This is a genomic window from Flavicella sp., assembly GCF_037132785.1.
Lineage (GTDB): Bacteria > Bacteroidota > Bacteroidia > Flavobacteriales > Flavobacteriaceae > Flavicella.
Map to the genome: position 1 here is coordinate 1 of NZ_JBAHZZ010000021.1, position 11889 is coordinate 11889.

Genomic DNA, 11889 nt, shown 5'->3' on the forward strand with positions numbered 1-11889 from the left:
AAGAGCAATACCAACTCATGTAAGTAAATGGCATATACAAGCTTATTTTGATGAATTTTGTTTTAGAATTAATAGGTCACAATACAAAGAATCCATTTTTCATAAAACAATTCTTAGAATGGTACTACAAAAACCTAAATATCAAAAAAACACAAAACAGATACTAGGCGTATAACTCAGAATAAAATTATTGACTAATTTCTATAGTGTAACAATCATTATGCTGAAGATTATCGAGAATAAAGTGTTGGATATCTATCAAAAAGAAGTATATTTGCACTCGTTTTAAACAAAACAAAATTAAATATAAACATATGTACGCAATTGTAGAGATAGCAGGGCAGCAGTTTAAAGTAGCAAAAGACCAAAAAGTATACGTACACCGTTTACAGTCTGAAGAAGGATCAAAAGTAACTTTTGATAACGTTCTTTTGGTTCAAGATGGTGGAAATGTATCTATTGGCGCCCCAGCTATAAAAGGAGCTAAAGTAACGGCTAAGATATTAGGTCACTTAAAAGCTGATAAAGTAATCGTTTTCAAAAAGAAACGTAGAAAAGGATATAAGACAAAGAACGGACACCGTCAGCTCTTAACTGAAATCCAAATAGAAGGTATCGCTGTAGGCGGTGCTAAGAAAAAAGCAGCTAAAAAAGAAACTGTAGCAACTGAAGCAGCAGCTCCTAAAAAGGCTCCAGCTAAGAAAGAAGCAGTAAAGAAAGAAGATAAAAAATAAACGATCTGTTTAGACAGGTAATAAAATCAAGAAATTATGGCTCACAAGAAAGGTGTCGGAAGTTCGAAGAATGGTAGAGAATCAGAATCGAAACGTCTAGGTGTAAAAATATTTGGTGGTCAAGCGGCAATCGCTGGTAATATTCTAATTCGCCAGAGAGGAACTAAACACTATCCAGGTGAAAATGTTTACATGGGGAAAGATCATACTTTACATGCTAAAGTTGATGGTTTAGTGAAGTTTACTAAAAAGAGAGATAATAGATCTTATGTGTCTATTGAAGCTTTTGAAGCTTAAGAAATAAGATTTTTTAAATCTAAAAACTCCCTTCCATATCGGTAGGGAGTTTTGTTGTTTTAGTTTATAAACAGTAAGGTTTATAGATTTTAGCTGGAATAATATATATTTACAGTATGCAAATTCTTTATGATATAGCGGTATTTTTAGTTGGTGGGTTGTTAAAAATCATGGCTTTATTTAGTCCTAAATTAAAACTTTTTGTAAGTGGTAGAAAAGAGGTCTTTCCAAAGTTAAAGGGGATAATTGCAGATTCAGATACTGTTTTTTGGTTGCATTGTGCATCTTTAGGTGAGTTTGAACAAGCACGACCGATTATAGAAAAGCTAAGAAATCAATACAATAATTGTAAAATAGTGCTTACCTTTTTTTCTCCTTCTGGCTATGAGGTTCAGAAAAATTATAAATTAGCAGATGTTGTTGTTTATTTACCTCTTGACTCAACCTCTAATGCAAAAAAGTTTTTGGAATTAGCACAACCCTCTGTTGCTGTTTTTGTGAAATATGAGTTCTGGCCTAACCTATTATCAGAACTTAAGAATACTAATATTCCCACCATTTTGGTATCGGGAATATTTAGGCAAGATCAGATCTTTTTTAAAAGTCACGGTGGTTGGATGCGGTCAAAACTAAAAGCCTTTTCTCATTTCTTTTTACAAGATGAAAATTCTTCAGGTTTATTGAATTCCATTGGATTTGAGAACACTACTGTTTGTGGTGATACTAGATTTGATAGAGTATATGATATTTTAGATCGAGAGAATAAACTTGATTTTATAGAGGAGTTTGTGGGCGATTCTTATGTTTTTGTTGCGGGCAGCACCTGGCCAGAAGATGAAGATCTATTGGTAAATTATATTTTGGAGAACTCTAAGAAGAATGAGAAAATTATTATCGCTCCACATAATATCAAATCAGAGGCAATAGCTAATTTAAAAGCTGCTTTCGGAGATACTGCAGTTTTGTTTTCTGAAAAACAAGGGAAACACTTAAAGAGCTTCAAGGTGTTTATAATTGATACGATTGGTGTTTTGACAAAAATATACAGTGTAGCAGATGTTGCTTATGTAGGTGGCGGTTATACAAAGAGTGGAATTCACAATGTATTGGAGCCTGCTACTTTTGGAATCCCTGTTGTGATAGGTCCGAATTTTAAAAAGTTTAAAGAGGCCGTTGATTTAGTAGCTATTGGAGGCTGTATTTCTACAAGTAATCAGTTGTCGGTTAATAAGATTTTAGTGGAATTTAGAGATAATGAAGACGTAAGAAAGGAAAAAGGACAAATAGCCTTGTCGTATATCAAAGATAGCTTAGGGGCTTCAGATACGATTCTTAGGTATGTTAAATCATTAGAATAAATATAATTATTAGCTCGTTTTGTCTTAATATTGGTTGAGGATATTCATAAAATATTCATTGGGGAAGATTCTATCTTGTGAGGGAAATCCTGTTTAATCATCATATATTCAATGAATATCATTCCTGTTACATACTTCGTATTTATTGAGCGTTAGAGATGTTTAACTTCGAATAAATTTTGTTTATAGTACTTTTTGTTAGAACTTTGTAGGTTAATAGGAGATGGGATGACGGATATATTGGTAGATTCTTTTGGTAGGCAAATAACTTATTTGCGATTGGCAGTTACTGATCGTTGTAATTTGCGTTGTACTTATTGTATGCCTGCAGAAGGTGCTGCAATAGTAGAACGAAAAGAATTATTAACTTTTAAAGAAATGTATCGAATTACAAGGGTACTTTCTGAATTGGGGATAAATAAAGTTCGATTGACTGGAGGAGAGCCTTTTGTAAGAAAAAATTTTATAGATTTTATAAAAATGTTGTCATTCAACGAACTTTTACATGAAATTAATATAACAACAAACGGGGTTTTAATTATCGAGTATATTGAAGTATTAGAGCAATTAAAAGTAAAGACCATCAACTTAAGTATTGACAGTTTAGATGCGTCTAATTTTGCTGAAATTACAAGAAGAGATGTGTTTGATAAAGTATGGGACACCTATGAGAAACTAAAGAACAGTTCTCTACGATTAAAGTTAAATATTGTTGTTCAGTCCGGAGTTAATACCTCAGAAATAAATGATTTTGTAGCTTTGACAGAAAGAGAAAATATTGAAATTCGTTTTATTGAAGAAATGCCTTTTAATGGCGTGGGGAAAAGAATAACAGCTGAGGTTTGGGATTTTAATAAGATTTTACATGAAATAAAATCAACCTATTCGAATGTTGAAAAATTACCGATCGCAAAATCTTCAACATCTCATATGTTTCAAGTAAAAGGCTATAAAGGTGTTTTTGGAATCATTCCTGCTTATACACGTACTATTTGTCATGATTGTAATAGGCTGAGAATTACTTCAACAGGATTGTTGAAAAACTGTTTGTTTGATGAAGGAGTGTTTAATATTAGAGATTATATTAGGGATGGTGTAAGTGATGCCGAATTAAAACAATTATTTATTGATCTGGTAGCGAAAAAACCTAAAAATGGATTCGTTGCTGAGTCAAATAGACTGAAAATAAATCAGGTATCTGAAAGTATGTCTTCTATTGGAGGGTAAAAAAACGAATTATGACTAAAAAAAGAACGCCTAAAAAAACAACAATCCTAATCATTATTTCGATAATTTCTATGTTGATTTTTTCGAACTTTGATTTGACCAAAGAGATGCTTATTCCTCTGGGAGAAAAATATTGGTTGTTACCAGTACCGGCTCTTTTTCCAGTCTTTTTCTTGTTTTTATATATAAATATTACTTATCTGAAATTTTCTTATGCAGAAGGAAAAAATTTGGCTCAAAAGATTTGTTTTGGCTTATTAAATACTGCGATTTTTATTTTTATTTTTTATATAGGATTTATTTTTTGGAAATACAGTTTAGGAGATATTGATGTTGCTTTTTTCGGAAAAGTTAAAAAAGTTTTTCAGCTGAATTTTAGAAACTTGTTTTTCTGGGTGTTTTATCAAAGTATTTTTATGGCTTATGGAGTTTCAATATTGAAAATTATGGTGAGTAAAATGAAAAAATAATTCAAGAATATTTCTTGATTAAAAAGAATAAGGAATGATTAATGTTTTGGAAGCAAAAAATATAATTTTATCAAATAGTCAAGATTACGGAATAGAATCTGTTGACTTTATTGACTCTTTAGGGCGTGTGTTAAAGGAGGATATCTTCGCTGACCGTGATTTCCCTCCTTTCGATAGAGTTTGTATGGATGGGATTTCTCTTTCTTATTCTGTTTTTGTAAAGGGGAAAAGAGAGTTTGTGATTGAAGGTGTACAAGCCGCTGGAAGTCCCCAAAAAACATTGATGAATTCTGATAACTGTTTGGAAGTAATGACAGGTGCAATGGTGCCAATCAATTCTGATATAGTGATACCATATGAACTGATTGAAATTGAAAATGGCATCGCCAAAATTTCAATAGATGAAGTAAAAGAATTACAGAATATACATTTAAGAGGAAAAGATAAATCAGAAGGTGATTTATTGATACCCAAAAATAAAAAAATTACAGCCGCTGAAATTGGTGTTTTGGCAACAGTAGGAAAGATAAAAGTTTTGGTAGCAAAACGACCTAAAGTATTGATTGTTTCAACAGGTGACGAATTGGTCGATGTATCAGAAAAACCCTTAGAACATCAAATACGAAGAAGTAATGTTTATAGTATACAGGCTTTGTTATTGAATTTAAGTGTGTCATCGGATATAAAACACCTTGCAGATGATAAAGATTCTTTACTCAAGGAGATTGCACGTTCTTTAAAAGAATATGACGTATTGCTTTTTAGCGGTGCTGTTTCTAAAGGAAAGTTTGATTATATCCCTGAAGTTCTGGACGAGTTAGGTGTAGAAAAATTATTCCATAAAGTAAAACAACGTCCTGGAAAACCCTTTTGGTTCGGACGCAGAGCGTCTTTAATAACCTATAATGATGACATTACGAATAACTCTAAGAAAAACACTGTTGTATTTGCATTTCCAGGAAATCCAGTATCTGCTTATGTAAATTGTTTGAAGTATTTTTATCCATGGTACGAGAAATCTGTTTTTGGAAAGGAAAAGGAAAGAGAAGTTGCTCGTTTGTCGGACGACTTTAATTTTAAGGCAAATATCACTTATTTTCTACAGGTTCAATTGAAAAATATCGATGGAGAGTTGATTGCAGTGCCGTTATCAGGAAACGGATCAGGAGATTTAGCAAACTTAACCGAAGCAAGTGCCTTATTAGAATTACCTGCAAACCGTACTGAATTTAAAAAGGGAGCTGTTTTTCCTGTTATTAGATATCGCTAGGTCTAAAAGTTTAGTTTTGAGTAAAAAATGTATTTATGGATGAGCGTATAATATATGTCAATCAACAGTGATTGTGAAAACAGCAAAGAATAAAGAATTAAAAGGAATAACCCAAAATTAAAAACGTTTAACATTGTGAGTAATTTTACACATTTAAGTAATAGCGATCAACCTAAAATGGTGGATGTAGGTGAAAAAAAAATCACAAAAAGAGAGGCAACTGCGAAAGCCACAATGTTTTTAGGTAAAGAAATTATATCATTATTCGAGAACAAAGAATTAAAGACTAAAAAAGGTCCTGTTTTTCAAACCGCAATCATAGCAGGGATTCAAGCAGTAAAAAAAACTTCTGACTTAATTCCCATGTGTCACCCATTGTTAATTCATGGAGTAGATGTAACTATCAATATTGTAGATTCAGAACATATAGAACTGTTTTGTACCGTAAAAATTGAAGGAAAAACAGGAGTTGAAATGGAAGCTTTGACAGGGGTTAATATTGCCGCATTAACGGTTTATGATATGTGTAAATCAGTTTCACAAGATATGTGCATTAAAGAGGTTCTTTTGGTTAAAAAATCTGGTGGTAAATCAGATATTAATAAAAAATAAATGAAAAAACATAGAAAACACGCAAAATTGACGCTGAGGAATAACGGTGATTTTGGACCTAATGAAGTTGCTTTTGTAGGTGTTAAATGCGGAGCTATTTTGGATCTTGTTACAAAAATTAGTGCAGAACTACACGCAAGAGTAAAAATAGCTTATGCCGATGCTTCTCATGGAAAAGACAATATAGCTCCAGTTTTTGATACGTATACATATCACGCTTCAGGAGATACAATTATTTCATCAGACATCAAAAAAAATATTTTTAACGAACGTATTCGTTTCTCAAACTACGATTTAGTATTGGTGAATGGGAATCATTTTCCGGCGAAAAAACAAATTGTTTTTTTAGACCCTGAAAAGGAAAATTCTATTGAAAAAAGAATTGAACAGTTGAATGACGTTCAGTTTTTTATCAGAACACAAAAAGACTTTGAAGTATTTTCTTGTTTAAAAGAAAAATATCCGAATTACAAGGAAATCCCTGTGTATTCCATAAATGATATTTCAGCTATTTCAATCCATATCTTACAATTGGTCCAGCAAGAAGTTCCTAAATTAAATGGACTTGTATTAATCGGAGGTAAAAGTACACGGATGGGAGAAGATAAATCTCAGCTTTCATATTACGGAATCCCACAAGGTGATTATACTGTTCAATTATTAGAAAATAAAGGTTTAGAAACCTATGTGTCTGTGAGAGCAGATCAAAAAGCAGAAAATCGTAAAACGATTGAGGATGCTTTTGTTGGATTAGGTCCTTTTGGGGCTATTTGTTCCGCTTTTAGAGAAAACCCAAATGAGGCTTATTTGGTTTTGGCAACAGATTTGCCTTATGTTTCTGATGAGCTGCTAAAGACTTTGTTAAAAAAGAGAAACCCAAAAAAAATTGCAACAGCAATAAAAGGAAAATCCTCTAAATTTATGGAACCGCTTATTACAATATGGGAACCTAAAGCGTATCCTGTTTTATTGAGTTATTTGGCGCAAGGATATTCTTGTCCTAGAAAAATTTTAATCAATTCAGATGTTGAAATAGTTGAAGTTGAAGATGACCTGATTAGAAACGTAAATACACCTGACGAATTTGAAAATATAAAACAAGAATTGAACACGTTAAAATAGTACAAGATGATATTAGATAAAAGAATTCCATTAAGTTACTGGTTTAAAATCATTCGATTTGATATGTTTATTATGGGGCTGTTTTCTTCGTTTGTGTTTATCCTTTCCCTGTATTTAAAGCAACTAACGATCCCTTTTAGTATAGTTGCTTTTTTAGGTACTGCTATTTCATTGTTGTTATCGTTTAAATTAAGTCAATCCTATGATCGTTGGTGGGAAGCTAGAAAAATATGGGGTTCGATCGCAAATGACTCTCGAAGTTTTGTCATTCAATTAAAAAATTTCACTAACGGAGCTGATCCAGAGTTGGTAAAGAGAATGGGATTTCGTCAAATGGGGTGGTGTTATGTTCTAGGCAATGATTTGAGGGAATTAGACTCTCTTGAAGTTGCAAAGGAATTTGTTTCTACAGAAGAATTAAAAGTGTTAAAAACAAGCCAAAACAGAGCCCTAACCTTATTAGATTTTCATAATAGAGATTTGTTAGAATTACATAAATCAGGGAGTATTAATGACTATCAGCAGATTCAGATAGATAATACAATTGTTCGACTCTGTGCTTCTATGGGGAAATCAGAACGAATTAAAAATACATGTTTTCCGAAAACATATAGAATGACTTTGCATTTGTTTGTGTATATATTTTTAATATCACTATCGTTATCATTAACTGATTTGCATATATTTGTTGAAATACCCCTGTTAATGGCAATCTCCCTACCGTTTTTCTTATTAGAGAAGATAGCAATAACAATTCAAGATCCATTTGAAAATAGACCAACCGACACTCCTATAACTAGTATTGCTAGAACTATTGAAATAAACTTAAAGCAATTATTGGGTGAAAAAGAAATACCCGAAAAATTGATTTCTGACACCTATTATATTTTATAAAACTTTAAACAATGGATCCATTAGCATTTTACAAGAACGAACGTAATCATTATAAAAAGTTATTGACTGCTGTTCAAAAGGAATTGATTTGGCTGAGTTGGATTCGATTTTCGGCTTTTTTAATCACCGTTTTTTTTGTGTATTATTTTTTTGGCAACACCCAGGAAATGTTACTAACGACTATATTTGGTGGAGCTATATTTTCTTTTTTTTTAAAACGTTATTGGAAAAAAAAGGAGGAAAAGCAAGCTTATATTTCTTTTGTTGACATTAATGAACTGGAAATAGCGGTGCAAAAAGGTGATGTTTCTAAATTAGAAACAGGCGAAGAGCTTAAAGACGCAACACATGCATTTAGTTATGATATAGATTTATTTGGTATTGGTTCTTTCTTTCAACTTGTTAATAGAACGGTTACCAGTGCAGGAAAGCAAAAATTAGTATCGTTGCTTAGTGCGAATGATATAGAGCATATTAAAAAAAAACAAAAGTCTATTACCGAATTGGCTGGTATTCCTAAATGGCGGCAACAATTTTCGGCATTAGCAGGTTCTGTAGAAACTGAGGTGAAACCAGATGAAATTCTACATTGGATGAAAAAACATAAAACTTCTATACCTAAGTGCTATCGCTGGTTACCTAGATTGTTTGCTGTGGTTTCTTTGTGTTTAATTATTTGGATTTCTTTTTTTAATTTACCATTTTCAATTTTGACGATATGGTTTTTTATTGGGATTGGTTTTTCTGTCCGTTATTTGAAAAATGTAAATGATTTATACCATAAGGCAACAAAGGCAAAAGCTACATTTCAACAATATTATAAATTGTTAGAGGTTTTAGAAGAAACTAAATTTTCTTCTGAAGCATTAAAACATCAACATGATAAAATTTGTGTTAACGCTAAAAAATCTTCTGAACTGATGAAGGAGTTTTTTGAGTATTTAAATGCATTAGATCAACGGAATAATGTCATTTTTGCCATTTTTGGAAATGGTTTGTTATTATGGGATATTAAGCAAGCCTCTCGAATTGAAAACTGGATGTCTAATTATAAAGACCAAGTAGAAGACTGGTTTGAAGTAATATCTTTTTTTGATTCACAGAACAGTTTGGCAAATTATGTTTTTAATCATCCGACTTATAAATTCCCTGTTATAGTAGAAGAGGGTGCTGTAATTGATGCAAATAATTTAGGGCATCCGTTATTGTCATCTATAAAACGAATTACAAGTAATTGTAAAATGCAAGGAGATTCTTTTTTTATTGTGACAGGTGCAAATATGGCTGGAAAGAGTACGTTTTTAAGGACAATTTCATTGAATATTATGATGTCAAATGTGGGACTTCCTGTGTGTGCACAACAGATGAAATATAAACCGATAAAATTAATTACCAGCATACGTAATTCAGATTCATTGTCTGAGAATACTTCTTATTTTTTCTCTGAATTGAAAAGATTGAAATTTATTGTTGACAGCCTAAAAAGAGAATCTTATTTTATTGTTCTGGACGAAATATTAAAAGGAACAAATAGTATGGACAAAGCCCAAGGTTCTCAAAAGTTTGTTGAAAAATTGGTGAATTCAAATGCTACAGGTGTTATTGCTACTCACGATTTAAGTTTATGTGAAATAGCAGAAGAGTATCCACAGATTGAAAATTATTATTTTGATGCAGAAATTAAAAATGATGAATTATTTTTTGACTATAAATTGAAAAAAGGTGTTTGCCAAAACATGAATGCATCGTTTTTGTTGCGTAAAATGGAAATAATATAAGTTTGTAATCGTATATTTTTCTATTGTTTAGATAATCGGACTTGATCTTGAAATTTGAGTCTGTTTTTGAACAAAACTAAAATTCTCAGGGATGCGAGTTTACCCAAACCTCTCCGTCTTCAAAATGTTCTTTTTTCCAAATAGGTACGGTTTTTTTTAGTGAGTCAATAGCATATTGACAAGCTTCAAAAGCTGCGATTCTGTGGGATGCAGAAACTGCAATAATAACAGGAATATCTCCAATGTATAACATTCCCTCAGCATGGTGAATCGCAATTTTTAAAACATCAAACTTCTCCAGAATTCTTTCGGCAATTAATTGCATCTCTTTTATAGCCATTGGAGAGTAAGTAGAAAAATCGAGTTTTTCAACTTTTTTTCCTTGGGTTTTATTTCTAACTGTACCTACAAAAATATCAATACCACCACATGTAGGATCATCCACAAAATCATAACAATCTTGTAGAGATAATTTTTCGGGAGTTAGTTTTATAGAAATTTTTTTCATACGTTTTAAGAAAAGAACCCTGAACTTTCATTCTGAACTAATGAAGGATTTCGAAGGGTGTTTATGTGTTTTTTTGGAATAATAATGAATTTACTTAGTTTCGACGAAGACCTAAAATTAACAGCATTTTAGCCTCCACTTACCGGAGGGATAATTGCAATAATGTCATCCGGATTAATTATGGCATCCTCAAAAGCATAGGTTTCGTTAATAGCAACTGCGTAAGAACTGTGATTTTTTAATTGAGGATAGATTTCTATAAGAGTTTTTTTAAAATCACCAACAGTATTTTGTTCTACTAGTTGCGCTTTTATGGTGCTTTCTCCAATTAAATCTGCGATAATTCCAAAAAGTAAAACGGTTACTTGCATTTGTTATCTGTTTGTGCAAAAATACTTTTTAAATATGATTCATGCAAAGTGATAGTTCGCTATTTAATGTATTTTTGTGATACTTTGGATTTAATAGAAAAACATACAAGATTAATAAAAGAGAAAGCTTTGGCTTTAGGCTTTACAAGTATTGGTGTCGCTAAGGCTGAATTTCTTGAAGAAGAGGCTCCTAAGTTAGAGCAGTGGCTGAAAAAAGGTTACCAGGGAGAGATGAGTTACCTAGAAAATAATTTCGACAAACGGCTTGATCCTCGTTTGTTGGTTGAGGGTGCCAAATCAATTATTTCTTTGACTTATAATTATTTTCCAGAAAAAGTACAGCCACAAGACACCTATAAGTTGGCTAAATATGCCTATGGTAAAGACTATCATTTTGTAATTAAAGAGAAACTTAAAGAGTTAATATTTGAGATTCAGCAAGAAATAAAGGGAGTATCTGGACGTGTCTTTACCGATTCAGCTCCAGTAATGGAACGTGCTTGGGCTGAAAAATCTGGTTTGGGTTGGAATGGAAAACATTCTTTATTGATTCAAAAGCAACACGGATCTTTCTTTTTTTTGGCTGAAATGATATTAGATTTAGAATTGAAATACGATATTTCATTTCAGACAGATCATTGTGGTAGCTGTACCAAATGTATTGATGCTTGTCCAACTCAAGCTATTTTACCAAATAACACTGTAGACGGTAGTAAGTGTATTTCTTATTTTACAATTGAGTTAAAGAACGAATTACCACATATTATGATAGATAAATTTCAGGACTGGATGTTTGGTTGTGATATTTGTCAGGATGTATGTCCTTGGAATCGTTTTTCTAAACCGCATTCGCAACCCTTGTTTAATCCACATCCAGATTTGTTGCAAATGACCAAAAATGATTGGCAGGAAATAACAGAAGACGTGTTTCGAAAAGTGTTTCAAAAGTCTGCCATTAAAAGGATAAAATTTTCGGGCTTGTCTCGAAATATAAATTTCCTTTTAGGAAACAGTCAAGGTTAGTTAAAATTACTGAGTTACAATAATCCGCTCAAAGAATAGAGAAAAACCTTTAAGTATATTGTTAACTGGGGAAAATAGTCATTCTAAGACCGTTGCAAGGTACATGACAAAAACAAACATCCAAACTTAGGATATAAATCATTGTTTGTTAGCTTATTAAGATGTATATTCAAGCCATGAAACTACAAATAACACCTACTTTTGCAGATAGCATTTGTGATTTAC

General features: G+C 32.0%; 13 protein-coding genes and 1 pseudogene. 12 read left to right on the plus strand and 2 right to left on the minus strand.

The genetic code is table 11. The features are described 5' to 3' along the window. The 11 genes and pseudogenes from V5787_RS01465 to V5787_RS01515 form a co-directional block, all read left to right on the plus strand. Positions 1-175, plus strand: a pseudogene (locus tag V5787_RS01465) (IS1595 family transposase); the annotation flags it as partial. 139 nt (positions 176-314) lie between these two features. Next, positions 315-734: a 50S ribosomal protein L21 gene (gene rplU / locus V5787_RS01470; protein WP_336891517.1), complete on the plus strand. Its 420-nt coding sequence runs from the start codon at positions 315-317 to the stop codon at positions 732-734. Positions 735-770: 36 nt separating this feature from the next. Further along, positions 771-1031 (plus strand): 50S ribosomal protein L27, encoded by a 261-nt coding sequence (rpmA, locus tag V5787_RS01475; RefSeq protein WP_336891518.1) that lies wholly within the window; start codon positions 771-773, stop codon positions 1029-1031. A gap of 116 nt (positions 1032-1147) precedes the next feature. Beyond that, the gene (locus V5787_RS01480; RefSeq protein ID WP_336891519.1) at positions 1148-2389 is read left to right on the plus strand and encodes a glycosyltransferase N-terminal domain-containing protein; all 1242 of its coding nucleotides are present in this window, start codon (positions 1148-1150) and stop codon (positions 2387-2389) included. A gap of 228 nt (positions 2390-2617) precedes the next feature. Continuing rightward, entirely contained in the window at positions 2618-3616 is a 999-nt protein-coding gene (gene moaA / locus V5787_RS01485; protein ID WP_336891520.1) for a GTP 3',8-cyclase MoaA, read from the plus strand. A gap of 11 nt (positions 3617-3627) precedes the next feature. Continuing rightward, positions 3628-4086, plus strand: coding sequence for a hypothetical protein (locus tag V5787_RS01490; protein WP_336891521.1), 459 nt, complete (start codon positions 3628-3630; stop codon positions 4084-4086). A gap of 34 nt (positions 4087-4120) precedes the next feature. Beyond that, entirely contained in the window at positions 4121-5356 is a 1236-nt protein-coding gene (locus V5787_RS01495) for a molybdopterin molybdotransferase MoeA (protein ID WP_336891522.1), read from the plus strand. A 135-nt stretch (positions 5357-5491) separates the two neighbouring features. Further along, positions 5492-5968, plus strand: coding sequence for a cyclic pyranopterin monophosphate synthase MoaC (moaC, locus tag V5787_RS01500; protein WP_336891523.1), 477 nt, complete (start codon positions 5492-5494; stop codon positions 5966-5968). Next, positions 5969-7090, plus strand: coding sequence for an NTP transferase domain-containing protein (locus V5787_RS01505; protein ID WP_336891524.1), 1122 nt, complete (start codon positions 5969-5971; stop codon positions 7088-7090). Between the two features lie 6 nt (positions 7091-7096). After that, positions 7097-7984, plus strand: a complete 888-nt coding sequence (locus V5787_RS01510) for a bestrophin family ion channel (protein ID WP_336891525.1) — start codon at positions 7097-7099, stop codon at positions 7982-7984. A gap of 11 nt (positions 7985-7995) precedes the next feature. Next, the gene (locus tag V5787_RS01515) at positions 7996-9762 is read left to right on the plus strand and encodes a DNA mismatch repair protein MutS (protein ID WP_336891526.1); all 1767 of its coding nucleotides are present in this window, start codon (positions 7996-7998) and stop codon (positions 9760-9762) included. Between the two features lie 85 nt (positions 9763-9847). On the opposite strand, the gene V5787_RS01520 is transcribed toward V5787_RS01515, so the two are convergent. Continuing rightward, positions 9848-10270, minus strand: coding sequence for a molybdenum cofactor biosynthesis protein MoaE (locus V5787_RS01520; protein ID WP_336891527.1), 423 nt, complete (start codon positions 10268-10270; stop codon positions 9848-9850). A 128-nt stretch (positions 10271-10398) separates the two neighbouring features. Next, complete coding sequence (locus tag V5787_RS01525) at positions 10399-10641, minus strand: MoaD/ThiS family protein (RefSeq protein WP_336891528.1); 243 nt, start codon at positions 10639-10641, stop codon at positions 10399-10401. Positions 10642-10725: 84 nt separating this feature from the next. Here V5787_RS01525 and queG point away from each other — a divergent pair, with 84 nt between their 5' ends. Next, positions 10726-11664 (plus strand): tRNA epoxyqueuosine(34) reductase QueG, encoded by a 939-nt coding sequence (gene queG, locus V5787_RS01530; protein ID WP_336891529.1) that lies wholly within the window; start codon positions 10726-10728, stop codon positions 11662-11664. Positions 11665-11889 lie beyond the last annotated feature (225 nt).

Coding starts and splice junctions, on each gene's coding strand:
- rplU (WP_336891517.1), top strand. CDS start 315: ATGTACGCAATTGTAGAGATAGCAGGGCAGCAGTTTAAAGTAGCAAAA.
- rpmA (WP_336891518.1), top strand. CDS start 771: ATGGCTCACAAGAAAGGTGTCGGAAGTTCGAAGAATGGTAGAGAATCA.
- V5787_RS01480 (WP_336891519.1), top strand. CDS start 1,148: ATGCAAATTCTTTATGATATAGCGGTATTTTTAGTTGGTGGGTTGTTA.
- moaA (WP_336891520.1), top strand. CDS start 2,618: ATGACGGATATATTGGTAGATTCTTTTGGTAGGCAAATAACTTATTTG.
- V5787_RS01490 (WP_336891521.1), top strand. CDS start 3,628: ATGACTAAAAAAAGAACGCCTAAAAAAACAACAATCCTAATCATTATT.
- V5787_RS01495 (WP_336891522.1), top strand. CDS start 4,121: ATGATTAATGTTTTGGAAGCAAAAAATATAATTTTATCAAATAGTCAA.
- V5787_RS01505 (WP_336891524.1), top strand. CDS start 5,969: ATGAAAAAACATAGAAAACACGCAAAATTGACGCTGAGGAATAACGGT.
- V5787_RS01510 (WP_336891525.1), top strand. CDS start 7,097: ATGATATTAGATAAAAGAATTCCATTAAGTTACTGGTTTAAAATCATT.
- V5787_RS01515 (WP_336891526.1), top strand. CDS start 7,996: ATGGATCCATTAGCATTTTACAAGAACGAACGTAATCATTATAAAAAG.
- V5787_RS01520 (WP_336891527.1), bottom strand. CDS start 10,270: ATGAAAAAAATTTCTATAAAACTAACTCCCGAAAAATTATCTCTACAA.
- V5787_RS01525 (WP_336891528.1), bottom strand. CDS start 10,641: ATGCAAGTAACCGTTTTACTTTTTGGAATTATCGCAGATTTAATTGGA.